The following is a 25,123-nucleotide window of genomic DNA, read 5'->3' as shown; positions in this document are numbered from 1 at the left end:
CGGACATTCGTCGGGCGCCGGATACGGACATTCGTCGGGCGCCGGATACGGACATTCGTCGGGCGCCGGATACGGACGCCTTTGGGTGCGAATGTCCCCCGGCCTTCGGCCTCCTCCTTTATTTCGCACCCAAAGGCGTCCGCATCCCGCGTTGCGAGTTGCGAAGTGACTCACGAGAGAAGGCAGAGCTAGGCTCTTCGGCAGGCCTGCGATCCGACGTCCCGGCGTGGCCGCCGGCCCTTCGGGGCGAAATAAAGGAGGAGGCCGCAGGCCGGGGGACATTTGCCCCGAAGGGCTGGCGGCCACGCCGGGGCCCATCAGGTCGCGCCGAAGGCGTGCGATCAGGCAACACGGGAATCGGCTGGAACACCGCCGCCAGCGGTGGGAACCTCCGCCGAAGAATCTGGCGCTACCGGAAAGAAGCCGGCGATGCGACCCAGATCTCCGGACGCGCGCGGCCAACGGCGCCGACGACGCATCCGGCGTCAGCGCGCGGTTCCGAAATGCCCCAGCGGCGCACCCGCGAGCAAGTGCAGGTGGAGCTGGAACACCGTCTGCCCGCCGTCGCCGTTGCAATTCATGACGATGCGGTAGCCGTCTTCGGCGAAGCCCTCGCGCCGGGCGTAGGCGGCCGCGGCCAGCGCGAGGTGTCCGACGACTTCGGATTGCGACGGCTGCAGGTCGTCGAGGGTGGCGATGTCGATCTTGGGCACGAACAACACGTGCACCGGCGCCTGGGGCGCGATGTCGCGGAACGCGATCACGTGCTCGTCCTCGAACACGATGTCGGCCGGGATCTCGCGACGGATGATCTTGTGGAAGATGGTGTCCATGGCGTCGTGCTCCGGGATCGAAGGCTGGATGTTAACGCCGAACGCGCACGCGCCCTTGCCAGGCCCGCAGCGCCCTAGGGCATCTCGCTGCGGCTGCCGAACGCATGCGAGAGGGTGCCGCGATCCACGTATTCGAGTTCCCCGCCCAGCGGCACGCCGTGCGCCAGCCGGCTGGGGCGGACGCCATGCTGGCGCGCGAGCTGCGCGAGGTAGTGCGCCGTGGCTTCGCCTTCGACCGTCGGGTTGGTGGCGATGATCAGCTCGCGCACTTCGCCCTCCGCCAGGCGCGCGGCGAGGCTGTCCAGGCCGAGTTCACGCGGCCCGATGCCGTCCAGCGGGCTCAAGCGTCCCTGCAGCACGAAATAGAGGCCGCGATAGCCGGTGGCCTGTTCGATCGCGAGGCGGTCGGCGGGCGATTCGACCACGCACAACGAATGCGTGTCGCGCGCGGCGCTGGCGCAGGTCGCGCACAGCGCGGTTTCGCTGAAGTCGCGGCAGCGGGCACAATGGCCGATGCGCTCGACCGCGGCGCCCAGCGCCTCGGCCAGCCGGCGGCCGCCGTCGCGCTCGCGTTCGAGCACGTGGTAGGCCATGCGTTGCGCGGTCTTCTGGCCGACGCCGGGCAGGACGCGGAACGCTTCGATCAGTTGTTCGAGGAGGGATGCGCTCATTGCCTGCGATCATCATGTCCCGCGCAGGCGGGGATCGGCCTGCCTCTTGCTCTCGACGTTGCGACTTCAATCCCTTCCGTTGCCGGAAGGAAACCCGACCCCTTGCCGGGCGCCACGGCATGCAGCCGCGGGGTTCCCGCCCGCGCGGAAGTCCCGGACAGGATCAAAACGGGAGCTTCAGCCCGGGCGGCAACTGCATCCCGGCGGTCGCGGCGCCGAGCTTTTCCTGCGAGGCGGCGTTCGCCTTGTTGACGGCATCGTTGAACGCCGCCGCGACCAGGTCTTCGGCCATCTCGGGATCCGACAGCACCGTCGGGTCGATGCGCACCTTGCGGCATTCCATGCGCCCGCTGAGGGTGACCTCGACCATGCCGCCGCCGGCATTGCCGACGACTTCGAGGCGGGCGAGCTCCTCCTGCGCGCGCTGCATGTCTTCCTGCATCTTCTGCGCTTGCTGCATGAGCTGGGCGATGTTTCCACGCATGGCGTCTGTTTCCTATTCGTCGAACGGCCGGATGGAATCGGGCACGACCTGCGCGCCATGCTGCCGGATCAGCTGCTGCACGCCCGGGTCGGCCAGGAAAGCGGTTTCGGCTGCGGCCTGGCGCGCGTCGCGCTCGCGTTCGCTGCGCTGGTGCAGGGTTTCGCCGCCGGCCGCGGCAGCCTCGAAGCGGACCTGCGGCGGCGCCCCGAGCGCCGGCGCGAGCGCCTGCACCAGCGCGTTGATCGAACCCGGGGACTTGAGCAGTTCATCGGCGGGCGACAATGCCAGCCGCAGCACGCCGGCTTCGTAATCGAGGAAGGCCGCATGCGCGGCCAGTTCCCGGGCCGGGCCCTTGAGGTCGCTGGCCGCCACCAGCTGCAGCCAGCGGTCGGCATCCAGGACAACCGCCGGTGGCGTACCCATCGCAGCCTGCGGTGGAGGTGGAGGTGGCGGTGGCGGCGGCAGCGGTTCGGCGATGCGTGGCGGCCGCGCCGGCGACGTCGCGACCGCCGGCGCCGGTGCGGGCACGGGCGTAACGCGGGCGCTGCGCGCGGGCGTCGTCTCGGCGAGCGCGGCTTTGGCTGCGGCGGCACCGGAGACGCGCGGCGCCGCGCCGCCGCCGGCGGACGTCGCCTGCACGCCGGCTTCCGCCGGCCGGAATGCCAGCATCCGCAACACCGCCATCTCGAACCCGGCACGCGGCCCCGGCGCCAGCGCGAGGTCGCGGCGTGCGCCCAGCGCCATCTGGTACCACAGCTGCACCAGCTCCGGCCGCAGCTTCGCGGCCAGGCCATCGATGTCGACGCCATCGCCTTCGATCTCGACGCCGGGCACCAGTTGCCGCACCTGCACGCGATGCAGCGCGTCGGCGAGCGCGTCCAGCACCCCGTCCCAGTCCGGCGAAAACCCCGCCAGGGTCGCGACCTCGCCCAGCAAGGCGCCACCGTCGCCGTCGGCCAACGCCTGCAGCAGGCCATCGACCCGGGTGCGGTCGACGCTGCCGAGCATGCTCGCGACCGCGGCGGCGTCGAGTCCGGCCCCGCCGCTGCTGGCGCCGGTATAGGCGATGGCCTGGTCGAGCAGCGACAACCCGTCGCGCAGGCTGCCGTCGGCGCCCTTCGCCAGTTGCCGGATCGCACCGGCATCGGCTGCGATCCCCTCGGCCTGGAGGATCATGGTGATCTGCCCGGCGATCTGGTCCTCGTCCAGGCGCTTGAGGTTGAACTGCAGGCAGCGCGACAGCACCGTCACCGGCAGCTTCTGCGGATCGGTCGTCGCGAGCAGGAACTTGACGTGCCCCGGGGGTTCCTCGAGCGTCTTCAACAGCGCGTTGAATGCATTCTTGGAGAGCATGTGCACCTCGTCGATGAGGTACACCTTCACCCGGCCGCGGCTGGGCATGTACTGGGCGTTGTCGATCAGTTCGCGGACGTCGTCGACGCCGGTGTTGGAAGCGGCGTCGATCTCCAGCAGGTCGATGAAACGGCCGGCGTCGATCGCCTTGCAGGTCTCGCATTCGCCGCAAGGCTCGGCCGAAGTGCCGCGCTCGCAGTTCAGCGACTTGGCGAAGATCCGCGCGATCGTGGTCTTGCCCACGCCGCGGGTACCGCTGAACAGGAAGGCATGGTGGACGCGTCCCGAATCCAGCGCGTTGGTCAGCGCCCGCACCACGTGCTCCTGCCCGACCAGTTCGGAAAAACGCCGGGGGCGCCACTTGCGGGCGAGGACGAGGTAGGACATGCGGACATTCTGCCGCGCCCCGGCGGAATTTGCTTGCCCGGGCACGGCGCGCGCGCCGCCGCGTCCCCGTGGACGGCCGGCAGTTGTTGTGATGGCCCGGGGGCCTCGCTAGAATGCGCGGTCCAGCGGAGAGGTGTCCGAGTGGTTGAAGGAGCACGCCTGGAAAGTGTGTAAGCGTCTAAACCGCGCTTCGGGGGTTCGAATCCCCCTCTCTCCGCCAGTTATGCGCGCTCCCTGCACAAGAGCCCGGCCATCCATGGCCGGGCTTCCAAAGGAAAACCCGCTCGATCATCGAGCGGAAGTTTCCCGTCTCTATGGTGGCCCCGTCGGCCCCTCGCGACGCTAGGTCGAAAACCCCGCCAGGGCCGGAAGGCAGCAACGGTATCGATCGATGCGGGCGCCGAGGTCAGTTGGCGGGGCCATCGCCCGTCTGTTCCGCGCCGCGCAACAGACCCCAAAGTTCGCTGCGCAAACTTTGGGCCCCAGGGCCATCGCCTCCAATTTCCCCGCGGCTTCGCCGCGCCCCCTTTTGCAAAAAGGGGGGCTCTCCTTTGACGGAGTTCCCGGGGCTCGAAGCTACGCGAACGCGGTGGTTCTCCGGAATCAGCTTTGCGGGTGCAGCCAGCCGGCGTCGCCGTCTGCGTAGCGCTCGTGCTTCCAGATCGGGACGCGCGACTTCACTTCGTCGATGACGTAGCGGCAGGCGGCGAAGGCGGCATCGCGGTGCGCGGCGGTGACGCCGACCCAGACGGCCAGTTCGCCGACCGCCAGCTCGCCGGTGCGATGCACGCAGTGGGCGTCGAGGATGTCGAACGTCGCCAGGGCTTCGGCCAGGACCGCCTCGCCTTCGCTTTGCGCCAACGTCGCATAGGCCTCGTAGCGCAGGCCGTGGACGTTGCGGTCGTCGTTGTGGTCGCGCACCCAGCCCTCGAAACTGGCGTAGGCGCCAACGCGCGCGTCGAGCAGTTGCGCACGCAAGGTGGCGGTGTCGAACGGGGTTTCGGACAGCCGGAAGCGCGCCATCTCAGCCACCCGATACCGGCGGAATGAAGGCGATCTCGCTGCCATGCACCGGCGGCGCGCCCCAGTCGGCGAACGCGCCGTCCACCGCGACCCGCAGCCGTTGGACGGGCAAGGCGAAGCCGTGGCGGGCCTGCAACTGCGCGTACAGCGCGCGCAGGTCCGGCGCCTGCGTCTCCAGCGTCTCGCCGGAAATGCCAGCGGCATCGCGCAGGCTGGCGAAATACAGCACATTGACCAGCATCAGCCCGCCTTCCCGATCGCATCGGCGCCGAAGTCGTGCTTGCCGCCACGCTTGCCGAGCAGCTTCGCCGGGCCCAGCACGATCGCGTGCGACAGCGCCTTGCACATGTCGTACACCGTCAGCGCCGCGACCATCGCGCCGGTCAACGCTTCCATCTCCACGCCGGTGCGGTGCGTGGCCTTCACCATGCATTCGATCCGCAGCTCGCGCTCGCCGTGCCACCGGATCGCGATGCGGCAGCCGTCGATCGGCAACGGATGGCAGAACGGGATCAGTTCGTGCGTGCGCTTGGCCGCCATGGTGCCAGCGACGATCGCGGTTTCGACGATGCCGCCCTTGGCGCTCTTCAGCCCGCTGGCGCGCAACTGCGCGGCAACTGCCGCCGGGAAGCGCACCCGGCACTCGGCCACGGCCACGCGCGGCGTGACGACCTTGTCCGAGACATCGACCATCGCCGGGCGCCCGGCGCGATCGATGTGGGTCAATTCCTTCCCGCGCTGTCCCGCCATCATCCACCCACCAGGTACATCTCGACGTGCCGCCGCGAGCCATCGACCTGGCCGCGGAGTTCGCTGTAACGGTCGCTGCGCGCGTTCCACAACATCGCGACGCGCCCGGCCAGTGCCTCTTCGCCGTCGCGCAGCACCCCGCGCAGGTCGCTGCCCTGGCCGGCGAACAGACAGGTGAAGAGCCGGCCGTCGGCGGACACGCGGGCGCGATGGCAGTCGCCGCAGAACGGTTCGCTGACGGAACTGACGAAACCGATCTCGCCACCGCCATCTTCGAAGGCGTAGCGCGAGGCGACCTCGCCCCGGTAGTTCGGATCCAGCGGCCGCAGCGGCCAGCGCGCATGGATGCGGTCGCGCAGTTCGGCCGACGGCAGCACGCGCGCCGCGTCCCATCCATTGCAGGTACCCACGTCCATGTATTCGATGAAGCGCATGACGTGCCCATGCTCGCGCGCGAACGCCACAAGCGGCAGGACCTCGTCCTCGTTGACGCCGCGCTGCACGACGCAGTTGAGCTTTAGCGGCGCGAATCCCGCCGCGGCTGCCGCGGCGATACCGGCGAGTACGTCGGCGACCTCGCCACGGCCGCCGGACAGCGCGCGATAACGGCCCGGGTCGAGTGCGTCCAGGCTCACCGTCAGGCGCCGGAGGCCAGCCCCGCGCAAGGCGCGCGCCTGCGGCGCCAGCAGGGAGCCGTTGGTGGTCAAGGCGAGGTCGTCGATGCCGGGAATGACGGCCAGGCGCGCGACCAGCTCCGGCAAGCGCTTGCGCAACAAGGGCTCGCCGCCGGTCAGGCGCAGCTTGCTCACGCCCAGGCGCGCGAACCCGCGCACCAGGGTTTCGATTTCATCGAAGGAGAGGCGCGAACCGGCGTCCAGGCCATGGTCTTCGGCGATGCGGTCGGCCGGCATGCAGTACGGACAACGGAAATTGCAGGCTTCGATCAGCGACAACCGCAAGTCGCGCAACGGTCGTCCCAGCAGGTCGCGCGGTTGCGGCGGCGCATGCGAATCCCGCGGCGCCTGCGAATCCGGCTGCGGCTGCAGCTGCGACTCCGGTTGCGCCCGGAGCTCCGGGCCGGCGCTTCGCGATGGCGTGTTCATGGCACCAATACCGCGGCGTCCGCGGTCGACGACGACGGAGTGCGCAGCGCCACCACCTCGCCCGGCCGGGCCACGCGATGGCCGCGCGCGGCGAGGGCCGCCCCGTCCGCCGCGCTGCCGTAGTGGTAGAGCAGGCAGCGCGCGAGCAGCTCGCGCGGATACTCGCGTTCCAGGTCGTCGATGCCGCTGTGCGACGGGTTGCCGTGCAGCGCGCAGTCGTGGGCGACGATCTCGCCGGCATCGGCGTAGCGCGCCAGCATCTCCGGGATCGGGCGGGTATCGCCGGTCCAGGCCAGGCTGCCGCGCAAGCGCAGGCCGTACGCGGTTTCAGGCCAGTGGTGGCGTACCGGGAAGGCTTCCAGGCGCACGCCCTCGTGCCAGAAGTGGCTGCCGACCGGCACCAGCCGGAATGCGTCCCAGAAGTTGGCGCCGCCTTCGGCGACCACGTTGGGATAACCGGCGACGCGCTGCTGCAACAGCGGCACCAGCGGCGCCGGCACGTACAGGCGGGTGTGGTCGAGGCGCGGGGTGGCGAAATAGGCGGCGCCGAACAGGCGCTCGAAGCCGCCGACGTGGTCCAGGTGGGTGTGGGTCACGAACAACGCTTCGGGCATCGCGCCGTAATGGGCCTGGTATGCGGTCAGGCCCTCGGCGCCACAGTCGATGGTCAACCATGGCTTGCCGTCGCGCTCGACCGTCGCCATTGCCGAGCCGAGTTCGACCGCACCCGAATTGCCGACCCCGTGGAAGCGCAGCGTCCAGGCCATCACCGCATCCCCGCCGGTCGCGCCGTCTTCATCAGAAACCCCGCTCCCAGGTCGCCGTGTAGGCGCCGCGCAGGCGCGCGAAGTCGCGCTTGACCGCCGCCGCTTCGCGCCCGCCACGCAGCTTGAGCAACGAGCGTTGCAGGCGCATGAGGTTGCGTTCGCGCCAGGCGGTGTCCGGGATCCGCATGCGGCCCTTGTCGAAGTCGATCAACCAGCCCTTCCCGGTGGTATCGAACAGGATGTTGTGCGCGTTGAGGTCGGCGTGGTCCAGGCCGGCGCGGTGGAAGCGTGCGACCAGGCGCCCGGTTTCCTCCCAGGGCGCGTCCTGGGCGGCAATGATCGCGCGATCGGCCAGCGAATGCACGCCGGCGATGCGCTCCACCAGGATCGCGGCGCGGTAGCTGGCGCGATGGCGCCGGTAGCAGGCGGCGATCGGCCGCGGCACCGGCAGGCCGAGCGCGTGCAGGGCGCGGGTGAGGCGGAATTCGGCGAAGCTGCGCACGCGGTCGGGCCCGTGCCACAGGTAGCCGTCACGGCTCACGTTCGCCGCCCAGCCGCCGCGCAGGTAATGGCGCAGCACCGCCGGGCCGAACGGCGCATCGACGAACCAGGCGCCGCCACGTCCGCCACTGGCCACCGGGCGTGCACGCTCGCCCCAGTACGCGGGTGCGAACCAGTCAGGATCGACTTGCCCGACCCGCTGCACGTCGAACAGAATCGCGCCATGGCCGCCGGCGTGCCCGGGGCGTCCATACTCGAATGGCGTCAGGCTTTCACTGGCGTCGAATGCTGCCATCCAGCGAGTCTAGCAAGCCATTGCCTCCCGCCTCCGCCCTCCGCGCCACCGCGCCGCCGGCTTCGATCTGCCTGTTGCGGCTGTCCGCGCTGGGCGACGTCACCCATGTCTTGCCGCTGCTGCGCACCCTGCGCGCGGCGTGGCCGGAGCTTGCGCTGTCCTGGGTGATCGGCCGCGGCGAACACCGGTTGCTCGCGGGACTGGCAGGGGTCGAATTCATCGAGTACGACAAGCGCACCGGGGTCGCCGGGATGCTGGCCATGCGCCGGCAATTGGCCGGCCGGCGTTTCGACGCGCTGCTGCAGATGCAGGTCGCCGCGCGAGCCAACCTGCTGTCGGCGTTCATCCCGGCACGGCGCAGGATCGGTTACGACCGCTCGCGGTCCAGGGACCTGCACGGGCTTTTCGTCAACGAGCGCATCCCCGACCGCCCCGGGGTGCACGTGCTGGACGCCATCGGCAGCTTCTGCGAACCGCTGGGATTGCGCCAGGCCGAAGTCGCCTGGCACCTGCCGGTGTCCGACGAAGCGCATGCCTGGGCACGCGCGCAATGGCCACTGGACGAGGTACGCACCCTGCTGGTTTCGCCCTGCTCCAGCCATGTCCGCCGCAACTGGCGCGCCGACCGTTACGCCGCGGTCGCCGACCATGCCGCCGCGCGCGGCTGGCGCGTGGTGCTGTGCGGCGGCCGCAGCCCGCTGGAACGCGACACCGCCGATGCGATCCTCGCCGCGATGCAGGCCCCCGCGCTGGACCTGGTCGGCAAGGACACGATCGAGCAGTTGCCGGCGCTGCTGGCGCGCGCCGACCTGGTGATGACGCCCGATTCGGGCCCGATGCACATCGCCAACGCCATGGGCACGAAGGTGCTGGGCCTGCATGCGGCCAGCAACCCGGCGCGCAGCGGCCCGTATTCGAACCGGCGCTATTGCGTGGACCGCTATGACGACGCTGCGCGCAAGTACCTGGGCCGGCCAGCCGCCGCGCTGCGCTGGGGCGCCAAGATCGAATTCGAGGGCGTCATGGACCTGGTCACGGTCGCCGACGCGATCGCGGCGTTCGAGCGCTACCAGGCCGATCGCGATGGCGGCGATGATGCCGTCCAGGCGCCGCCGCAATAGCCGTGGTCGCCGCGCGGCATCTCTTCCCGCAGCGACGAGACCGGCCCCCGGCTGCGGGGGACGGGGTCAGGACCCCACGCCGCCACCGTAGTCCTGGTACGACTTCTCCTCGACATAGGTCGAGCCCAGCGCGAGGTTGATGTCCTTCTTGATCCGCGCGCGGGCGTCGTTCTCGACGTAGACGCTGCGCGCCAGGCGGATGAACTCGTCATCGAAGGCGCGCGCCTTCTCCTTGGCCCGGATGTCGTCCTCGATCACCCACAGGCGTTCGTTGACTGCCTTGAGTTGCGCGCGCAACGCGGCGACATCGCCGCCGGCCGCCGGATGCGCCATCCAGGTGGTTTCGAGCGCCGACAGTTCGTTGCGCACGTTGGCCAGCTTGGCCGGGTCGGTCATGCGTTCGGACTTGATCTGCAGGATCGCGATCTTGTCGAGCAGTTCGCCGTAGGAGACGGGGACGAGGAGTTCGGACATGGGCGGCTCCGGCAATGGCGCGAGGGGCCAAGTCTACCGGCGCCGGGCCGGGCGGCGACGCTGGAGCGGCATGCGGGCAACGCCGAAGCCCCGCCGGACAGGCAAACGGCGCCCGAGGGCGCCGTTTGCCTGCATGTCCTGGCGGAGAGGGTGGGATTCGAACCCACGGTACGCTTACACGTACGCCTGATTTCGAGTCAGGTACATTCGACCACTCTGCCACCTCTCCGGTGGTCTCGGTCCCTTCCGCATGGCGGAAGGGGCGCAAATGATACGGGGCGGGTCCCGATGGCACAAGCCGTGCCAATGGCCGGTGGCGTTCCAGGTTGCCTCGCGGCCGCCCGGACTTGATCATTCCGTTACAGCCCTGGAGAACAACCAAACGATGCGGCCGGCATGATCGAATTCGGACACCTGACCCATGTCGGCCTGCGGCGCGAGCTGAACGAGGACACGTACTACGGCGACAGCGACCTGGGGCTCTGGCTGGTGGCCGACGGCATGGGCGGGCACGAGTACGGCGAGGTCGCCAGCGCCCTGGCGCGCGAGGCGATCGTGCGCGAAGTGCGCGGCGGCAGGCCGTTGGCGCAGGCGATCCGTACCGCCGACGAGGAGATCATCCGCGCCTCGAAGCAGCGCAACGACGCCTTGCCAATGGGGACGACCGTGGTCGCGGTCAGGGTCAGCGGCAACCGCTTCGAGGTCGCCTGGGTCGGCGACAGCCGCGTCTACCTGTGGCGCGAAGGCCAGCTGGCGCAGCTTTCGCAGGACCACAGCTACGTGCAGGAACTGATCAGCCAGGGTGCGATCAGCGTCGAACAGGCGCGCAGCCATCCGCACCGCAACGTGGTCACCCAGGCGCTGGGCGTGACCGATCCGCAGGCCCTCAACGTCGAGACCATGTCCGGCGAACTGCGCCCGGGCATGCAGCTGCTGCTGTGCAGCGACGGCCTGACCGAGGAAGTCGACGACAACAGCATCTCGCAGGTGCTGTCGCACGTGGAGTGCAGTGCGCAGGAGTGCGTCGACGGGCTGGTGGCCGCGGCGCTGGACGGTGGTGGTTCGGACAACGTCACCGTGGTCCTGGTGCGGCGGCACTGAGGGCAGCCCGCGGCAGCCAGCGCGGCGCGCGGGCGTTGCCCGGCCGGCTGCCGATCGAACAGGAGTAGGCCTGAGCCTGTTCCGGGTGCGAGCGGAGCCGGAGTCGACCGGACGGCTTTCGCAACCGCGCGGGCGGGCGGCGTCGGGCGACGTTTACGCCGACGCCATTTCGGCTGCCACGACCGTGACCTCGACATCCCAGATCGCGCGCCCTGCCTTCGCGCGCAGTTGCCCGAGCCGTGCCTCGTGCGCGGCCAGCTCCTCCGCGAGCACCCGCACGCGCGGCCGCGGGCGGCCGTCGGCCACGACCACGACCTGCGCGGCCGCGATCGTCGCCGTCGCCTGCACCTGGCTGTCGAAACCGATCTCGCCCTGCCCCGCGGTCAAGGCCAGGTAGGCCTCGGCCAGGAGTTGCGCGTCGAGCAGGGCGCCATGCAGTTGCCGGTGCGAATTGTCCACGCCCAGGCGCCGGCACAGCGCGTCCAGCGAATTGCGCTGGCCGGGATAGCGCTGGCGCGCCAGTTCCAGCGAGTCCTCGACCGCGCAGCGCTGCCGCATGCGGCCGTAGTGCGGGCCCAGCCGCGCCAGCTCGGCGTCGAGGAAGCCGATGTCGAAGGCGGCGTTGTGGATCACCAGCTCGGCGCCGTCGACGAATTCCAAGAACTCGTCGACCACGTCGGCGAACCTGGGCTTGCCGGCGAGGAATTCCCGGGTCAGGCCGGTGACTTCCTGCGCGCCGGGTTCGAATTCGCGCTCCGGATCCAGGTATTGCTGGAAGGTGCGGCCGGTCGGGCGGCGTTCGACCAGTTCCACGCAGCCGATCTCGACGATGCGGTTGCCCTTGTCCCAGGACAGCCCGGTGGTTTCGGTGTCGAGCACGATCTGTCTCATCCGGCGTGCCTCATGCGCGGGTGTTCTCCTTGAACCTGATGGCTTCGGCGCGCGCGAGCTGGTCGACGCGTTCGTTGTCGGGGTCGCCACTGTGGCCCTTGACCCAGCGCCAGTCGATACGATGGCGGCCGCAGGCGGCGTGCAGGCGCTCCCACAGGTCGCGGTTCTTGACCGGGTCGCCGCCGGCGGTCTTCCAGTTGCGGCGCAGCCAGTTGGGCATCCATTCGGTGATGCCCTGGCGCACGTACTGGGAGTCCGTGTGCAGGGTGATGGCGCAGGCTTCGCTGAGGGTTTCCAGCGCGACGATCGCGGCCATCAGCTCCATCCGGTTGTTGGTGGTCAGCGCTTCGCCGCCGGCCAGTTCGCGTTCCTTGTCGCGGTAGCGCAACAGCGCCGCCCAGCCACCAGGCCCCGGATTGCCGAGGCAGGCGCCATCGGTGTGGACCTGGACCTGCTTGCCGGCGCCGGGCCGGCTGCCTGCGGACGTCATGCGGCCGGGACCCCGCCGCCGATCCGCAGCGGCGCGCGCGTACGCACAGCCGTCAGCGGAATCGCGCGCTTTTCGGCGCGCAGCAGCCACGCCGCGCGCAGGCCCGGGCCATGCTGCAGCCGCGGGTCGGGCTCGATCCGCCAGCGCGGGCCCAGGCCCTGCGATACGGCGTCCGGATGCATCCCGGCCGCACGCAGGCGGCGCCGCCACGGCATCGGTTCGGAAGCGCGCAGGCCGTAGCCGTTCCAGCGCCAGCGATAGGGGGAAATCGGGTTCAGCGCGAACAGCCACAAGCGGCCGCCGGGCACCAGCACGCGGGCGCATTCGGACAACAGCGCGGTGCCGTGCTCGGCACCACGGGTCACGTGCTGCACCACCACCGTCGCCACCGATTCATTGGCCAGTGGCAACGGCAAGGCGCAGCGGACGGCGCCCTGCCAACCGCTCGCCAGCGCCCGCAGTCGCAGGCCGTGGCCGGCAGGCGCGTCCGCGGGCACGGCAACCGGCGCCAGCCACAACCAGGCCTGCGCGGGGCGTTCGGCCAGTGCATCGTGGACACTGGCGGCTTCGCTTTCCAGCAGGGCCTGCCCTGCCGCCGTGGAGAACCAGCCGCCGGGGCTGTCGGGTTGACCGGGTGTGGAAGGCAGGGGCATGGTCGGCATTCTAAACGGCCCGTCCCGCGGCCCGGACCTGTGCCGATGCGCCTGCAGCCGCTGCCCGCATTCGCCGACAATTACATCTGGGCGCTGGAGAACGCGGACGACCCCGCCACTTCCGGTGCGATCATCGTGGATCCGGGCCAGGCCGCACCGGTGCTGGCCGCCGCGGCGCAGGGCCTGCGCCCCACCGTGGTGCTGCTCACGCACCACCACCCCGACCACATCGGCGGCGCAGCCGAACTGCTGCGGCACTGGCCGCGATTGCCGATGTTCGCGCCGGACGATGCGCGCATTGACCTGCCCTGCCAGCGCGTCGGCGACGGCGATACGGTCCGGCACGGCGACTGGCGCTTCGAAGTGCTGGCGGTGCCGGGCCATACCGTGAGCCACATCGCATTTTCCGGCCATGGCCACTTGTTTTGCGGCGACACCCTCTTCAGTCTCGGCTGCGGCCGGCTCTTCGAGGGCACGCCGGCGCAGATGCTGGAGTCGCTCGACCGGCTCGCCGCCCTGCCCGGCGACACCCTGGTGTGCTGCGGGCACGAATACACCCTGGCCAACGCCGCCTTCGCGGGCATGGTCGAACCCGACAACCCGGCCCTGCGCCGCCGCACCGAGGACGCCACCGCCATGCGCCAGGACGGACGCGCCACCCTGCCCAGCACGATCGCCGACGAACGCGCGGCCAATCCCTTCCTGCGCGTGGACGAAGCCGCAGTGCGCGCGGCCGTGGCCACCAGGCTCGGGCGCGGCCCGCTCGACAGGGTCGACACCTTTGCCGCATTGCGGCGCTGGAAAGACGGGTTCCGCGCGTGAGGTGGCCGGCGACGGCCTGCGCGCTGCTGGCATTGCTGGCTGCATCGGCCCTGCCTGCCCGTGCCGCGGAACAGCCGCAGGCCGAAGCGCCGTCCACGCCTGCCACCCGCAGTGGTCGCGAGATCTACGACCGTTTCCGCGAGGGCCTGGCCGATCCCGATTGCGGCAAGGACAGCAGCAGCCCGCGCTGGCGCAAGCACTTCGCCGCCGCGCCGCAACGCATGACCCAGCACGATGACGACGTGCTGGCGCTGTTCGGCTACGTCGTCGACGCCCTGCGCGCCGCCAGCCTGCCGACCGAATACGCGCTGATCCCGTTCGTGGAAAGCGGCTACAAGCCCGGCGCGCGCAGCCGCGGCGGCCCGGCCGGGATGTGGCAGATGATCAAGGTCACCGCGCGCAACCACCACGTGCCGATCCGCAACGGCTACGACGGCCGCCTGTCGCCGGTGGATTCGACCGCCGCCGCGGTGCGCTACCTCAAGACCCTGCATGGCATGTTCGCCGGGGACTGGCGCCTGGCGGTGATGGCCTACAACGCCGGCGAATACCGCGTGTTCGGCGCGCTCAGGCGCAGCGGCCAGGTCGCGCGCAGCGCCGATCCGGAGAAACTCTCCAGCCTGTCCGGGATCACCCGCGCCTACGTGCGCAAGCTGCACGCGCTGTCGTGCCTGCTCGATCGCGCCGACGACCGCGAGCAGTGGCTGCACTCGCTGGACCGGCCGGTGCCGCTGCTCGAAGCAGTGGTGCTGCCGCCGGATGCCCGCAGCATCGATGGCTGGGCGCGCGCGCATGGCCGCGACCCGGCAACCGTGCGTCGCCTCAATCCCGCCTTCGCCGGGGGTCGCATCGCCCGCGCCGACCGCGCCCAGCGCATGCTGGTGCCGGCGCTGCCGACCGCAGCCGACGCAGCCACCGACGTTGCCGTAGGCGCCGCGGTGGCGCCGCTCCAGGTCACTGGTGATGGCGACGGGATCACGATCGCGCCGGTCGGTGCGGCGGCCGCGGACGCGGACGCCGGCCAATCCCCCCAGCCTCGCACCCACGTCGTGGCCCGAGGCGAATCGGCATGGAGCATCGCCCACCGCCATGGCCTCGGCACCCCGCAGCTGCTCGCCCGCAACGGGCTGACGGCGCGCAGCGTGCTGCGCCCGGGCATGGTGCTGGTACTGGACGAAGGTGCGCCTGCGGCCACCGATGCGCTGGGCCAGGCCACGCCAGCGGCCGGCAAGTAGGCGGGGTAAGTAGCCCGCAAGGCCGCGCGCAGGCACACTATCGGCCTGTATCGCAGAACGGACGACACCATGGGATTCCTGCAGGGCAAGCGCGCACTGGTCACCGGCATCGCCAGCCAGCGTTCGATCGCCAACGGCATCGCAGAGGCGATGCACCGGCAAGGCGCCGAGCTGGCGCTGACCTATCAGAACGACAAGCTCAAGTCGCGGGTCGAGGACGCCGCCGCGGAGTACGGTTCGAAGATCGTGCTGCCGCTGGACGTCGCCGACGACGCGCAGATCGACGCCTGTTTCGCCGAACTTGGCAAGCATTGGCCCGAAGGCTTCGACATCCTCGTGCACTGCATCGCCTACGCGCCGCGCGAGGCGATCGGCGGCGACTTCCTGGATGGCATCACCCGCGAGAACTTCGCCATCGCCCAGGACATCTCGGCGTATTCGCTGGCTGCGCTGGCCAAGGCCGCGCGGCCGCAGATGAAGGGCCGCAACGGCGCGATCCTGACCTTGAGCTACCTCGGCGCGATCCGTGCGCTGCAGAACTACAACGTGATGGGCGTGGCCAAGGCCAGCCTGGAATCCACCGTGCGCTACCTGGCGCTGAACCTGGGGCCCGAGGGCACCCGCGTCAACGCGATCTCGGCCGGGCCGATCAAGACCCTGGCCGCGTCGGGCGTGGGCAACTTCCGCAAGATGCTGTCGCAGTTCGAAGCCGCGGCGCCCCTGCGCCGCAACGTCACCATCGAGGATGTCGGCAACGCTGCCGCGTTCCTGTGTTCGGACCTGGCCGCCGGCATCACCGGCGAAGTCACCTATGTCGATGCCGGCTTCAGCATCGTCGGGATGACCGGGATCGACTAAGCGCCAACGGCACCGACGATGCAAACGAAAAAGCCCGGCGGATGCCGGGCTTTTTGCGTGGCCGGGACCAGCGACCCCGCCGCCTACAGCCGGCTCTCGGCAACCGTGATCTGCATCCGCTTGCGCAGCGACTTGACCAGCGCGCGCGCGTCGTCGTTGCCGGCCATTTGCGCCAGCTGCTGCTGCAGCGTCGCGCGCTGTTGCGGCGTGGCCTCCTTCGGATCGCCGGGGATGACCTTGCTCACGGCGAACACCACGATGCGGCCGTCGTCCAGCACCACCCTGCCGGGCGCGACTTTGCCCGCGGCCGGGGCCGGCACCTCGAACAAGGCCTGGTTGGCCTTGGCGTCGGGCACCGGCGCGCCGCGCGGCAAGCCCGGGACATCGCTGGTCGCCAGTTGCCGGGCGGCCGCGACTTCGGCCAGCGGCTTGCCGCCGCGCACTTCGGCGACCATCGCATCCGCGGCCGCCACCGCGGCCCGGTTGGCGCGATCGGCGCGGATCGCGGCGATCACCTGGCCGCTGACCTTGGCCAGCGGCAGCGCGCGCGCCTGCTCGTGCGCCACCACCCGGATCAGCACGCTATGCCCGGGCGCGATCTCGATCGGATCGCTGACGGTTCCGTCCTGGATCAGGGTCTCGGAGAACGCCGCGCGCTGCACCGCGGCGTTGGCGAGGACGCCGGTACCGCTGCCGCGGGCGATCGGCCCGGCCTTGAGCACCGGCAGGTTCGCGGCGCGCGCCGCGGGCGCCAGCGTGGTCGGATTCTTGTAGACCTGGTCGACCAGCTTGCCGGTGAGGTCGTTGAACACGCGCTCGCGGTCGGCTTCGGCCTGTTCCTTGGCCAGTTGCTCGCGAACCTGCTCGAAGGGAACCTGCGAGCCGGCCTTGACCTCGCGCAGCTGGATCACGTGCCAGCCGAACTCGGTCTTGACCGGGCCACGCACCTCGCCGGGCTGCATCGCGAACAACGCGTCCTCGAATGGCTTGGCCATCATTTCCTTGCCGACCCAACCCAGGTCGCCGCCAGCGGCCTTGGAACCTGCGTCATCGGAGTCGGCGCGGGCGAGCGCGGCGAAGTCGGCACCCGGCTGCCTCGCCTGCGCCGCGATCCGTTCCGCCTTCGCCTGCGCGGCCTTCTGCGTCGCGGCGTCGGCGCCGGCATCGACCTTGACCAGGATGTGCGAGGCCAAGCGTTCCTCGGACTGGCTGTAGCGGTTCTTCTCCTGCTCGTAGCGTTGGCGCAGGACGTTGTCGTCCGCGGCCGCCGGGGCCGGCAACTGGCTGCCGTCGATGTCGACGTATTCCAGCGTCACCGTCTCCGGCGCGCGGTAGTCGCTTCCATGGCTGTCATACCAGCGCTGGATTTCCGCCGCCGAAACCGCGCCGGTGTCGGCGGCAGGCGGCGGCAGCACCACGAACGAGACGTCGCGCTTCTCGCCGATCAGGCGCAGCAGGCGCTCGACCTCGGCCGGGGTGACGAAGGCGGATTCCAGCAACTGGCTCGGGATCAGCGTCTGCTGCAGGTCTTCGCGCACTACCTGCTCGAACTGGCGCGGGCTGCGTTGCGGCACCTGCGCAGCGAGCGTGAGCTGGTATTGCTGCGGGTTGAACTTGCCGTCCACCTGGAATGCGGGAATGGACTGGATCTCGTTGCGCACCTGCGCGTCGCCCACGACGATGCCGGCGCGCCCGGCCATCATCCGCAATACCCGGCGGTCGACCATGTCATCCAGGATCCTGCGCTTGTTGTCGGCCTTCTCGAACTCGCGGGCATCGAACTGCTCGCCCTGGCTGGCGCGCTGTTGCTGGCGTTCGCGCTCGAACGTGTTGCGGAACTCCTCGGCATCGATTTCCTCGCGCTGCCACAGCATCGTCGCCGGCCACCAGCCCGGGGCGGCCGGCCACCACTTCGGCGGCGCCTCGATCTTGGCCGCGTAGGTGTCGTTGTGCTGGAACAGGTACTGCTCCATGCCGAAGAAGGCGAACGGAATCGTCAGCAGGCCGAGGATCACGCCTGCGATCCAGCCGGAGGTCTTTTCGCGGAGTTTCTGCAGCATCGGTCGGCTTGCGGTTGGGCGTAGCCGCGCAGTTTAACCGCAATGCCGGGCGGGCACGGCGGGCGGCCAATCGGACGGTTCCCGCTCGCCACGCGTCGCCGGCGCCGGCAGCAGCGGCCGCGCAAGCGGCCGACAACAAAAACCCCGCATCGCTGCGGGGTTCCTGGAAAACAAATGGCGGAGTGGACGGGACTCGAACCCGCGACCTCCGGCGTGACAGGCCAGCATTCTAACCGACTGAACTACCACTCCGCTGAGCCGGGGGATGATACAGAGGCCCCCACGTCTTCGCAACCGCGAACCCGGGGACCGGTTTCGCCCGGCTGGTGGGTGCTGAGGGGATCGAACCCCCGACCCTCTCCGTGTAAAGGAGACGCTCTACCGCTGAGCTAAGCACCCGCCGCAAAATGATAGCGCGTCGCACCCCGGGCAACGTTCACCCTCCCTGCCGTTGGGGAGCATGGCGCAAGCAGCAGGAGGACGCGGGCACCCAGGGCACCACGCCCTGGCCGACCGCTCCCGGCCTGGCGGGGAGGAAGGAAGCCGGGGATGCCTCGCGGCCCTTCACGAGGGCAAAAAAAAGCCCGGCTCGCGGCCGGGCTCTCGCATCATGTTCCGCGCGTGGATCAGTTCACCGCATCCTTCAGCGCCTTGCCGGCCTTGAACGCAGGATTCTTCGAAGCCGCGATCTTGATCTCTTCGCCGGTACGCGGATTGCGACCGGTACGGGCGCCGCGCTTGCGCACGTCGAAGGTGCCGAAACCGACGAGCGTGACGGTGTCGCCCTTCTTCAACGCCTTGGTGATGGAAGCGATCATCGCATCGACCGCGCGACCGGCATCGGCCTTGGACAGTTCGGCGGCGTCGGCCACGGCTTCGATGAAATCGGCTTTGTTCATTGATTGACTCCCTGTGCGGATCGTTCGACCGCTGGATGTGGTAACCGGGGTTCCCCGCTGCGGCATTGCGCAGGCCCTCCCGATCGATGATGCCACGATGCGGCGCATGCCGCGCGTCGCGGTTGCGTTCGTTATACCAGTCGGATTTTTGCCGCGCAACACGGAAAACCAGCCGTGGCGCGGGTTCCAGCGATCCACGGTCATCGTTTCCGGGGCAATGCGCAACGCACTCAGTGCTTGACATCCGCCTGCACGACGGCCTTGTCCGGCTCGTGCGCGGCCCCCTCCGGCAATGCACCGGCCGACTGCCGTGGCGTCAGCGGGCGCTCCAGCGCAAGGTCGAGCACCTCGTCGATCCAGCGCACCGGCACGATCTTCATCTGCTGGCTGACGGACTTGGGGATGTCGACCAGGTCCTTGCGATTCTCCTCGGGGATGATCACGGTACGGATGCCGCCGCGCATCGCCGCGAGCAGTTTCTCCTTGAGTCCACCGATGGGCAGCACGCGTCCGCGCAGGGTGATCTCGCCGGTCATCGCCACCTCCGCGCGCACCGGGATCTTGGTCAGCGTCGACACCAGCGCGGTCGCCATGGCAATGCCGGCACTGGGGCCATCCTTCGGCGTCGCGCCCTCGGGGACGTGCAGGTGCACGTCCTGCTTGGCGAGGAAATCCAGGTCGATGCCGAGCCGCTCGGTGCGCGCGCGCACCACGCTCAATGCGGCCGACGCCGATTCCTTCATCACGTCGCCAAGCTGGCCGGTGAGGATCAGCTGGCCCTTGCCGGGCACCAGCGTGGATTCGACCTGCAGCAGTTCGCCGCCGACCTCGGTCCAGGCCAGCCCGGTGACCAGGCCGACTTCGTTCTCCGCTTCGGCGCGGCCGAAGTCGAAGCGCTGCACGCCCAGGTACTTGTCGAGGTTCTTGGAGGTGACGGCGAGCGCCTTGGCCGCCCTCGCCTTGGTCTCGGCCGCCTGCGGGCCCTTCAGCGCGATCTCCTTCACCACCTTGCGGCAGATCTTGGCGACTTCGCGCTCGAGGTTGCGCACGCCGGACTCGCGCGTGTAGTAGCGCACGATGTCCTGGATCGCGCTCTCGGCGATCTTCAGCTCGCTGGCCTTGAGCCCGTTCGCCTTCATCTGCTTGGGCACCAGGTAGCGCATGGCGATGTTGATCTTCTCGTCCTCGGTGTAGCCGGGGATGCGGATGACTTCCATGCGGTCCAGCAGCGGGCCGGGGATGTTCAGCGAATTGGAAGTCGCCACGAACATCACTTCCGACAGGTCCAGGTCGACCTCCAGGTAGTGGTCGTTGAACGCGTGGTTCTGTTCCGGGTCCAGCACTTCCAGCAGTGCCGACGACGGATCGCCGCGGAAGTCCATCGACATCTTGTCGATCTCGTCAAGCATGAACAGCGGGTTCCTGGTGCCGGCCTTGTTGAGGTTCTGCACGATCCGGCCGGGCATCGAACCGACGTAGGTGCGGCGATGGCCGCGGATCTCGGCCTCGTCGCGCACCCCGCCCAGCGACATGCGCACGAACTTGCGGTTGGTGGCCTTGGCGATCGACTGGCCGAGCGAGGTCTTGCCCACGCCCGGCGGGCCGACCAGGCACAGGATCGCACCCTTCATCTTGCTCACCCGCGTCTGCACCGCGAGGTACTCGAGGATGCGTTCCTTGACCTTCTCCAGGCCGTAGTGGTCGGCGTCGAGCACGTCCTGCGCCGCCTTGAGGTCCTTGCGGATCTTGCTGCGCTTCTTCCACGGCACGCCCAGCAGCCAATCCAGGTAGTTGCGCACCACCGCGGCCTCGGCCGACATCGGCGACATCTGCTTGAGCTTGTTGAACTCGGCCTTGGCCTTGGCCTCGACCGCCTTGGGCATGCCGGCCTCGGCGATCTTGCGCGCAAGCTCGTCGAGGTCGTTCGGCGCCTCGTCGATTTCGCCGAGCTCCTTCTGGATCGCCTTCATCTGTTCGTTGAGGTAGTACTCGCGCTGCGACTTCTCCATCTGCGATTTCACGCGGCCGCGGATGCGCTTCTCCATCTGCTGGACGTCGATCTCGCCGTCGACGAAGCCGACCAGCAGTTCGAGCCGGCCGAAGGTGTCGATGGTCTCCAGCAGCCGCTGCTTGTCGGCCAGGCGCACGCCCAGGTGGGCGGCGATCGTGTCGGCCAGGCGGCTCGGTTCCTCGATTCCCGACAAGGTCTGCAGCAGTTCCGGCGGCAGCTTGCGGTTGCTCTTGACGTACTGCTCGAACAGGGTCATCAGCGAGCGCGCGACCGCGTCGATCTCGCGCGGTTCGCGCGAATCGGTCGACTCGATCACGGCGGCGTGGCCGGTCAGGGTGCCGTCGCGCTCGACGATGCCATCCACGCGCACGCGGTCGACACCCTCGACCAGCACCTTGATCGTGCCGTCGGGCAGCTTGAGCAGCTGCAACACCGTTGCCAGGGTGCCGATCGCGTACAGGTCGTCGGCGCCGGGGTCGTCGGTCTCCGCGGACTTCTGCGCCAGCAGCGCGATCCGCTTGTCGGCTTCCATGGCCATCTCGAGCGCCCGGATCGACTTGTCGCGGCCGACGAACAGCGGGATCACCATGTGCGGGAACACCACCACGTCGCGCAACGGCAACACCGGCAGGGCTGTGGTTTCAGGGCGGTCGGTCATGGGGGCTCCGGATGGGGGGCGGCCTGGCAGGCATCGGTGACGGCTGGACGGACGATACCGGCCAGGCGATCAAGGCGGCGCAACGCGCCGATGTCCACGGTTATGGGGCTGGCGCGAAACGGATGCAAGCGCACGCCGCCATCGGGGACCGATGGCGGCGTGCGGGCGCTTTGGAATCAGGCACTTGTCCCCGGAACCGGGGGCTCCGGCAGGTCCGGCGGCCTCGGGCTATTCGCCGCTGGCGGCGGCCTTGGGAGCGGCCGGCGGGGTCTGGTAGATCAGGTAGGGATCGGACTTGTGCTCGATCACCGACTCGTCCACCACCACCTTGCTGACGTTCTCCAGCGAAGGCAGGTCGTACATGGTGTCCAGCAGCACCGATTCGACGATGGTGCGCAGGCCGCGGGCGCCGGTCTTGCGCTTGAGCGCCTTGCGCGCGATCGCGGCCAGGGCATCGGGGCGGAACTCCAGCTCCACGCCCTCCATGTCGAACAGCTTCCGGAACTGCTTGCTGATCGCGTTGCGCGGCTCGGTCAGGATCTTGACCAGCGCATCCTCGTCCAGCTCCTCGAGCGTGGCGACCACCGGCAGGCGGCCGACGAACTCGGGGATCAGGCCGAACTTGATCAGGTCCTCGGGCTCGACCTCGGCCAGCACCTTGCCGACCTCCGCCTTGCGCTCGGAACTCTTGAGCTTGGCGCCGAAACCGATCCCGCTGGCATCGGTGCTGCGCTGCTGGATGATCTTGTCGAGGCCGGCGAAAGCGCCGCCGACGATGAACAGGATGTTGCGGGTGTCGACCTGCAGGAACTCCTGCTGCGGGTGCTTGCGTCCGCCCTGCGGCGGCACGCTGGCGACGGTGCCCTCGATCAGCTTCAGCAGCGCCTGCTGCACGCCCTCGCCCGACACGTCGCGGGTGATCGACGGGTTCTCGCTCTTGCGCGAGATCTTGTCGATCTCGTCGATGTAGACGATGCCCTGCTGCGCCTTCTCGACGTCGTAGTCGCACTTCTGCAGCAGCTTCTGGATGATGTTCTCGACGTCCTCGCCGACGTAGCCGGCTTCCGTCAGCGTGGTCGCGTCGGCCATGGTGAACGGCACGTTGAGCATCCGCGCCAGGGTCTCGGCCAGCAGCGTCTTGCCCGAACCGGTCGGGCCGACCAGCAGGATGTTGGATTTGGCGAGCTCGACGTCGTCGTTCTTCTGCCGGCTCTCGATCCGCTTGTAGTGGTTGTACACGGCCACGGCAAGCGTCTTTTTCGCGCGCGCCTGGCCGATCACGTACTGGTCGAGGACTTCCAGGATTTCCCGCGGCTTGGGCAGCGAACTGCGCGCCGACTGCGCCTTCTCCTCGAGCTCCTCGCGGATGATGTCGTTGCAAAGCTCGACGCATTCGTCGCAGATGAACACGCTCGGGCCCGCAATCAGCTTGCGGACCTCGTGCTGGCTCTTGCCGCAGAACGAGCAATACAGAATCTTGCTGCTGTCGCCGGATCGGCCCTGACGGTCTTCGCTCATTCCCCACACCTGCTGCAGCCGCGGTTGCGGCCCGAGAATAGCACAGGGGCCCGGCATCGCTGCCGGACCCGTTGTGCGCCATGAAAAGTGTTTTTGATCAGTGTCTTGCGCGCAACTTCCGGAGCGTGGAGATGGCCGTCACGCCGGCTGGATCGAGTCTTCCGGGCGCCGCTCCAGCACCTGGTCGATCAGGCCGTATTCGCGCGAGGCCTCGGCGCTCTTGAAGTTGTCGCGTTCGGTGTCGCGGGCGATGGTGTCCAGCGCCTGCCCGGTGTGATTGGACAGGATCTCGTTGAGCCGCTGCTTCATCGACAGGATCTCGCGGGCGTGGATCTCGATGTCCGTGGCCTGGCCCTGGAAGCCGCCCAGCGGCTGGTGGATCATCACCCGCGAGTTGGGCAGCGCGTAGCGCTTGCCCTTGGCGCCGGACGCCAGCAGCAGCGCGCCCATGCTCGCCGCCTGGCCGACGCAGATCGTGCTCACGTCGGGCTTGATGAACTGCATGGTGTCGTAGATCGCCATGCCCGCGGTGACGATGCCGCCGGGCGAGTTGATGTACAGGCTGATGTCCTTCTCGGGGTTCTCGGCCTCGAGGAACAGCATCTGCGCGACGATCACGTTGGCGACGTGGTCATCGATGCCGCCGACCAGGAAGATCACCCGCTCCTTCAGCAGCCGCGAATAGATGTCGTACGCGCGCTCGCCGCGGCTGGTCTGCTCGACCACCATCGGCACCAGGTTAAGGGCCTTCGTCTCGTTGCTCATGGATTCCCTTGTCTCGTCGGCGGGAGCCGCCGGCCTCAGCCGATGGCTTCCTGGAAGGATAGCGACTGCTCGGTGTGCTGCGCGCGTTCGGCGATCCAGTCGATTACCTGCTCTTCCATGGCCCGCGACTGCAGTCCCGCCATCAACTGGGGGTCGTTGCGGTACAACTCAATGACCTGCTGCGGCTCCTCGTAGGTCGAGGCGATCAGGCGCAGCAGTTCGTTCAGGCGCTTGGGGTCCAGGCGCAGCTCGTTGCGGCGCGCGACCTCGCCCACCAGCAACGCGACCAGCACGCGCTTGCGCGCGGGTTCCATGAACGTCTCGTGGGCGTTTTCCGGCAGCGCAACCTGCTGGCCCTGCTGGCGTGCCTGCTGCAGCGCCTGCTGGGCCATGGAGCGGGCTTCGTTCTCGACAAGGCGCGGTGGCAGCTCGACCCCGGCATAGGCGGCGGCCAGCTGCTCGCCCACCTCGCGCCGCAGGCGGTTCATCAGCGCGCCCTTGAGCTCGCGCTCCAGGTTGCTGCGGATCTCGGTGCGGAACTGCGCCATCTCCCCGCTCTTCACCCCGAAGCTGCGGATGAACGCCGGGTCGACCTCGGGCATCACCGGCTCGGAGACCTGCTCGGCCTTCAGGTGCACCTGCACGGTCTTGCCGGCCAGCTGCGGCACCCGCCACTGCTCGGGGAAGGTGACCTCGATGGCCTTCTTTTCGCCGGCGCTCATTCCCGCCAGCGCGGTCTCGATCTCCGGCAGCATCGCGCCGGAACCGATCACGTCCACGCCGTGCTCCACGCCTTCGGCGGGCAGGCGCTCGTCGCCGGCCTGCGACCAGGTCTGGACGTCGACGGCGTCGCCTTCCTTCGCCGGGCGCGTGACCGCGCTCCAGCTGCGGCGCTGCAGGCGCAGGTTCTCGATCATGCGGTCGATGTCGGCATCGGTCACTTCGGCCGTGGCGCGCACCACCTGCAGCTTGGCGACATCGACGTCGCCGAAGTCCGGCACCAGCTCGAACGTCGCCACGTACGACAGGTCGCCTTCGCCGCCATCGGCGGCGGCGGGCTCGATCCGCGGGTTGCCGGCGATCCGCAGCGCGTTGTCGCGCACGGCTTCGTCGAAGCCTTCGCGCAGCAGGCCGTCCAGCACCTCGGCACGGACCTGCTCGCCATAGCGCTGCTCGACCACCTTGGTCGGCACCTTGCCGGGGCGGAAGCCCTTGATCCGGGCGGTCCTGGCGATCTCGCGCAGGCGGCCGCCGACCTGGGTTTCCAGCCGCTCGGCCGGGAGGCGGAGGGTCATGCGACGCTCGAGGTTACCGACGGATTCGACCGAGACCTGCGTATCTGAAGCTGGCATACCCACTCCTGCAACCGCGGCCGGGGGCCACGGCACGTTGCGTTGACT

The 25,123-nt window shown here is 69.3% G+C and carries 25 protein-coding genes, 4 tRNA genes and 1 other RNA gene; 7 read left to right on the top strand and 23 right to left on the bottom strand.

Going from position 1 to position 25,123, the window contains the following annotated elements:
* Positions 1-485 precede the first annotated feature (485 nt).
* The 4 genes from MQC88_RS09215 to dnaX all read right to left on the bottom strand — a co-directional run bounded on the left by MQC88_RS09215 (position 486) and on the right by dnaX (position 3,728).
* The gene (locus MQC88_RS09215) at positions 486-833 is read right to left on the bottom strand and encodes a histidine triad nucleotide-binding protein (protein WP_243321278.1); all 348 of its coding nucleotides are present in this window, start codon (positions 831-833) and stop codon (positions 486-488) included.
* A 74-nt stretch (positions 834-907) separates the two neighbouring features.
* Positions 908-1,504 carry a recombination mediator RecR gene (gene recR, locus MQC88_RS09210; protein WP_243321276.1) on the bottom strand — a complete coding sequence of 199 codons (597 nt, stop codon included), beginning with the start codon at positions 1,502-1,504 and terminating at the stop codon, positions 908-910.
* Positions 1,505-1,667: 163 nt separating this feature from the next.
* Positions 1,668-1,988: a YbaB/EbfC family nucleoid-associated protein gene (locus MQC88_RS09205; RefSeq protein ID WP_243321273.1), complete on the bottom strand. Its 321-nt coding sequence runs from the start codon at positions 1,986-1,988 to the stop codon at positions 1,668-1,670.
* Between the two features lie 12 nt (positions 1,989-2,000).
* Positions 2,001-3,728, bottom strand: coding sequence for a DNA polymerase III subunit gamma/tau (gene dnaX / locus MQC88_RS09200; protein WP_243321272.1), 1,728 nt, complete (start codon positions 3,726-3,728; stop codon positions 2,001-2,003).
* 127 nt (positions 3,729-3,855) lie between these two features.
* On the opposite strand from dnaX, the gene MQC88_RS09195 reads away from it, so the two are divergent.
* Positions 3,856-3,948, top strand: a tRNA-Ser gene (locus MQC88_RS09195).
* 103 nt (positions 3,949-4,051) lie between these two features.
* An RNA gene (gene ffs, locus MQC88_RS09190) (signal recognition particle sRNA small type) lies at positions 4,052-4,148 on the top strand.
* A gap of 183 nt (positions 4,149-4,331) precedes the next feature.
* Here the strand turns inward: ffs and MQC88_RS09185 are convergent.
* From MQC88_RS09185 to MQC88_RS09160, 6 genes are read right to left on the bottom strand one after another with little or no spacing between them, the layout of a single operon-like run.
* On the bottom strand, positions 4,332-4,751 hold the full coding sequence (locus MQC88_RS09185; protein WP_243321270.1) for a molybdenum cofactor biosynthesis protein MoaE: 420 nt from the start codon (positions 4,749-4,751) through the stop codon (positions 4,332-4,334).
* Position 4,752: 1 nt separating this feature from the next.
* Positions 4,753-4,992, bottom strand: a complete 240-nt coding sequence (locus tag MQC88_RS09180; protein WP_243321268.1) for a MoaD/ThiS family protein — start codon at positions 4,990-4,992, stop codon at positions 4,753-4,755.
* On the bottom strand, positions 4,992-5,504 hold the full coding sequence (gene moaC, locus MQC88_RS09175; protein ID WP_243321266.1) for a cyclic pyranopterin monophosphate synthase MoaC: 513 nt from the start codon (positions 5,502-5,504) through the stop codon (positions 4,992-4,994). The genes MQC88_RS09180 and moaC overlap by 1 nt, the downstream gene beginning before the upstream one ends.
* Positions 5,501-6,604, bottom strand: coding sequence for a GTP 3',8-cyclase MoaA (gene moaA / locus MQC88_RS09170; RefSeq protein WP_243321264.1), 1,104 nt, complete (start codon positions 6,602-6,604; stop codon positions 5,501-5,503). The genes moaC and moaA overlap by 4 nt, the downstream gene beginning before the upstream one ends.
* Entirely contained in the window at positions 6,601-7,371 is a 771-nt protein-coding gene (locus tag MQC88_RS09165) for an MBL fold metallo-hydrolase (protein ID WP_243321261.1), read from the bottom strand. Before MQC88_RS09165 ends, moaA begins: the two co-directional genes overlap by 4 nt.
* A 31-nt stretch (positions 7,372-7,402) precedes the next feature.
* On the bottom strand, positions 7,403-8,167 hold the full coding sequence (locus MQC88_RS09160; protein WP_243321258.1) for a 3-deoxy-D-manno-octulosonic acid kinase: 765 nt from the start codon (positions 8,165-8,167) through the stop codon (positions 7,403-7,405).
* A gap of 65 nt (positions 8,168-8,232) precedes the next feature.
* Here MQC88_RS09160 and MQC88_RS09155 point away from each other — a divergent pair, with 65 nt between their 5' ends.
* A complete protein-coding gene (locus MQC88_RS09155; protein WP_425491611.1) occupies positions 8,233-9,288 on the top strand; it encodes a glycosyltransferase family 9 protein in 1,056 nt (351 codons plus the stop codon).
* Positions 9,289-9,354: 66 nt separating this feature from the next.
* Here MQC88_RS09155 and MQC88_RS09150 read toward each other — a convergent pair whose 3' ends face one another.
* Positions 9,355-9,762 carry a DUF6165 family protein gene (locus MQC88_RS09150; RefSeq protein ID WP_243321255.1) on the bottom strand — a complete coding sequence of 136 codons (408 nt, stop codon included), beginning with the start codon at positions 9,760-9,762 and terminating at the stop codon, positions 9,355-9,357.
* A 139-nt stretch (positions 9,763-9,901) separates the two neighbouring features.
* Positions 9,902-9,991, bottom strand: a tRNA-Ser gene (locus MQC88_RS09145).
* Positions 9,992-10,158: 167 nt separating this feature from the next.
* On the opposite strand from MQC88_RS09145, the gene MQC88_RS09140 reads away from it, so the two are divergent.
* A complete protein-coding gene (locus tag MQC88_RS09140) occupies positions 10,159-10,863 on the top strand; it encodes a PP2C family protein-serine/threonine phosphatase (RefSeq protein ID WP_243321253.1) in 705 nt (234 codons plus the stop codon).
* A gap of 153 nt (positions 10,864-11,016) precedes the next feature.
* On the opposite strand, the gene dnaQ is transcribed toward MQC88_RS09140, so the two are convergent.
* From dnaQ to MQC88_RS09125, 3 genes are read right to left on the bottom strand one after another with little or no spacing between them, the layout of a single operon-like run.
* Positions 11,017-11,754, bottom strand: coding sequence for a DNA polymerase III subunit epsilon (gene dnaQ / locus MQC88_RS09135; protein ID WP_243321250.1), 738 nt, complete (start codon positions 11,752-11,754; stop codon positions 11,017-11,019).
* 10 nt (positions 11,755-11,764) lie between these two features.
* Positions 11,765-12,244, bottom strand: a complete 480-nt coding sequence (gene rnhA, locus MQC88_RS09130) for a ribonuclease HI (RefSeq protein ID WP_243321248.1) — start codon at positions 12,242-12,244, stop codon at positions 11,765-11,767.
* Positions 12,241-12,897 (bottom strand): methyltransferase domain-containing protein, encoded by a 657-nt coding sequence (locus tag MQC88_RS09125; RefSeq protein ID WP_243321246.1) that lies wholly within the window; start codon positions 12,895-12,897, stop codon positions 12,241-12,243. Before MQC88_RS09125 ends, rnhA begins: the two co-directional genes overlap by 4 nt.
* Before the next feature lie 45 nt (positions 12,898-12,942).
* Between MQC88_RS09125 and gloB the strand changes: the two genes are divergently transcribed.
* The 3 genes from gloB (at position 12,943) to MQC88_RS09110 (ending at position 15,812) form a co-directional block, all read left to right on the top strand.
* Positions 12,943-13,719, top strand: coding sequence for a hydroxyacylglutathione hydrolase (gene gloB, locus MQC88_RS09120; protein ID WP_243321244.1), 777 nt, complete (start codon positions 12,943-12,945; stop codon positions 13,717-13,719).
* Positions 13,716-14,954 carry a lytic transglycosylase domain-containing protein gene (locus MQC88_RS09115; RefSeq protein WP_243321243.1) on the top strand — a complete coding sequence of 413 codons (1,239 nt, stop codon included), beginning with the start codon at positions 13,716-13,718 and terminating at the stop codon, positions 14,952-14,954. Before gloB ends, MQC88_RS09115 begins: the two co-directional genes overlap by 4 nt.
* A gap of 69 nt (positions 14,955-15,023) precedes the next feature.
* Complete coding sequence (locus tag MQC88_RS09110) at positions 15,024-15,812, top strand: enoyl-ACP reductase FabI (RefSeq protein ID WP_243321241.1); 789 nt, start codon at positions 15,024-15,026, stop codon at positions 15,810-15,812.
* 83 nt (positions 15,813-15,895) lie between these two features.
* On the opposite strand, the gene MQC88_RS09105 is transcribed toward MQC88_RS09110, so the two are convergent.
* The 8 genes from MQC88_RS09105 to tig form a co-directional block, all read right to left on the bottom strand.
* Positions 15,896-17,872 carry a SurA N-terminal domain-containing protein gene (locus MQC88_RS09105; RefSeq protein ID WP_243321239.1) on the bottom strand — a complete coding sequence of 659 codons (1,977 nt, stop codon included), beginning with the start codon at positions 17,870-17,872 and terminating at the stop codon, positions 15,896-15,898.
* 175 nt (positions 17,873-18,047) lie between these two features.
* Positions 18,048-18,124 (bottom strand) — tRNA-Asp (locus MQC88_RS09100).
* A gap of 72 nt (positions 18,125-18,196) precedes the next feature.
* Positions 18,197-18,271: transfer RNA gene (locus tag MQC88_RS09095), tRNA-Val, on the bottom strand.
* Positions 18,272-18,498: 227 nt separating this feature from the next.
* The gene (locus MQC88_RS09090) at positions 18,499-18,771 is read right to left on the bottom strand and encodes an HU family DNA-binding protein (protein WP_243321329.1); all 273 of its coding nucleotides are present in this window, start codon (positions 18,769-18,771) and stop codon (positions 18,499-18,501) included.
* A gap of 230 nt (positions 18,772-19,001) precedes the next feature.
* Positions 19,002-21,440 carry an endopeptidase La gene (lon, locus tag MQC88_RS09085; protein ID WP_256451763.1) on the bottom strand — a complete coding sequence of 813 codons (2,439 nt, stop codon included), beginning with the start codon at positions 21,438-21,440 and terminating at the stop codon, positions 19,002-19,004.
* Positions 21,441-21,668: 228 nt separating this feature from the next.
* A complete protein-coding gene (clpX, locus tag MQC88_RS09080; RefSeq protein ID WP_243321237.1) occupies positions 21,669-22,958 on the bottom strand; it encodes an ATP-dependent Clp protease ATP-binding subunit ClpX in 1,290 nt (429 codons plus the stop codon).
* A gap of 138 nt (positions 22,959-23,096) precedes the next feature.
* A complete protein-coding gene (gene clpP, locus MQC88_RS09075) occupies positions 23,097-23,723 on the bottom strand; it encodes an ATP-dependent Clp endopeptidase proteolytic subunit ClpP (RefSeq protein ID WP_243321235.1) in 627 nt (208 codons plus the stop codon).
* A gap of 35 nt (positions 23,724-23,758) precedes the next feature.
* Positions 23,759-25,075 (bottom strand): trigger factor, encoded by a 1,317-nt coding sequence (gene tig / locus MQC88_RS09070; protein ID WP_243321233.1) that lies wholly within the window; start codon positions 25,073-25,075, stop codon positions 23,759-23,761.
* Positions 25,076-25,123: the final 48 nt, after the last annotated feature.

This window comes from Cognatiluteimonas sedimenti, assembly GCF_022808325.1.
Classification (GTDB): domain Bacteria; phylum Pseudomonadota; class Gammaproteobacteria; order Xanthomonadales; family Xanthomonadaceae; genus Cognatiluteimonas; species Cognatiluteimonas sedimenti.
The sequence above is the reverse complement of the archived record's forward strand: the minus strand, read 5'-3'. Positions and strand labels throughout refer to the sequence as shown.

What these genes read in the sequence shown, in the direction of transcription:
- MQC88_RS09090 (WP_243321329.1), bottom strand. Translation starts at nt 18,771, where the DNA reads ATGAACAAAGCCGATTTCATCGAAGCCGTGGCCGACGCCGCCGAACTG.
- lon (WP_256451763.1), bottom strand. Translation starts at nt 21,440, where the DNA reads ATGACCGACCGCCCTGAAACCACAGCCCTGCCGGTGTTGCCGTTGCGC.
- dnaQ (WP_243321250.1), bottom strand. Translation starts at nt 11,754, where the DNA reads ATGAGACAGATCGTGCTCGACACCGAAACCACCGGGCTGTCCTGGGAC.
- MQC88_RS09105 (WP_243321239.1), bottom strand. Translation starts at nt 17,872, where the DNA reads ATGCTGCAGAAACTCCGCGAAAAGACCTCCGGCTGGATCGCAGGCGTG.
- dnaX (WP_243321272.1), bottom strand. Translation starts at nt 3,728, where the DNA reads ATGTCCTACCTCGTCCTCGCCCGCAAGTGGCGCCCCCGGCGTTTTTCC.
- clpX (WP_243321237.1), bottom strand. Translation starts at nt 22,958, where the DNA reads ATGAGCGAAGACCGTCAGGGCCGATCCGGCGACAGCAGCAAGATTCTG.
- moaA (WP_243321264.1), bottom strand. Translation starts at nt 6,604, where the DNA reads ATGAACACGCCATCGCGAAGCGCCGGCCCGGAGCTCCGGGCGCAACCG.
- MQC88_RS09110 (WP_243321241.1), top strand. Translation starts at nt 15,024, where the DNA reads ATGGGATTCCTGCAGGGCAAGCGCGCACTGGTCACCGGCATCGCCAGC.
- MQC88_RS09215 (WP_243321278.1), bottom strand. Translation starts at nt 833, where the DNA reads ATGGACACCATCTTCCACAAGATCATCCGTCGCGAGATCCCGGCCGAC.
- MQC88_RS09150 (WP_243321255.1), bottom strand. Translation starts at nt 9,762, where the DNA reads ATGTCCGAACTCCTCGTCCCCGTCTCCTACGGCGAACTGCTCGACAAG.
- MQC88_RS09125 (WP_243321246.1), bottom strand. Translation starts at nt 12,897, where the DNA reads ATGCCCCTGCCTTCCACACCCGGTCAACCCGACAGCCCCGGCGGCTGG.
- MQC88_RS09180 (WP_243321268.1), bottom strand. Translation starts at nt 4,992, where the DNA reads ATGCTGGTCAATGTGCTGTATTTCGCCAGCCTGCGCGATGCCGCTGGC.
- rnhA (WP_243321248.1), bottom strand. Translation starts at nt 12,244, where the DNA reads ATGACGTCCGCAGGCAGCCGGCCCGGCGCCGGCAAGCAGGTCCAGGTC.
- gloB (WP_243321244.1), top strand. Translation starts at nt 12,943, where the DNA reads ATGCGCCTGCAGCCGCTGCCCGCATTCGCCGACAATTACATCTGGGCG.
- recR (WP_243321276.1), bottom strand. Translation starts at nt 1,504, where the DNA reads ATGAGCGCATCCCTCCTCGAACAACTGATCGAAGCGTTCCGCGTCCTG.
- MQC88_RS09140 (WP_243321253.1), top strand. Translation starts at nt 10,159, where the DNA reads ATGATCGAATTCGGACACCTGACCCATGTCGGCCTGCGGCGCGAGCTG.
- MQC88_RS09185 (WP_243321270.1), bottom strand. Translation starts at nt 4,751, where the DNA reads ATGGCGCGCTTCCGGCTGTCCGAAACCCCGTTCGACACCGCCACCTTG.
- MQC88_RS09205 (WP_243321273.1), bottom strand. Translation starts at nt 1,988, where the DNA reads ATGCGTGGAAACATCGCCCAGCTCATGCAGCAAGCGCAGAAGATGCAG.
- clpP (WP_243321235.1), bottom strand. Translation starts at nt 23,723, where the DNA reads ATGAGCAACGAGACGAAGGCCCTTAACCTGGTGCCGATGGTGGTCGAG.
- MQC88_RS09160 (WP_243321258.1), bottom strand. Translation starts at nt 8,167, where the DNA reads ATGGCAGCATTCGACGCCAGTGAAAGCCTGACGCCATTCGAGTATGGA.
- moaC (WP_243321266.1), bottom strand. Translation starts at nt 5,504, where the DNA reads ATGATGGCGGGACAGCGCGGGAAGGAATTGACCCACATCGATCGCGCC.
- tig (WP_243321233.1), bottom strand. Translation starts at nt 25,075, where the DNA reads ATGCCAGCTTCAGATACGCAGGTCTCGGTCGAATCCGTCGGTAACCTC.
- MQC88_RS09165 (WP_243321261.1), bottom strand. Translation starts at nt 7,371, where the DNA reads ATGGCCTGGACGCTGCGCTTCCACGGGGTCGGCAATTCGGGTGCGGTC.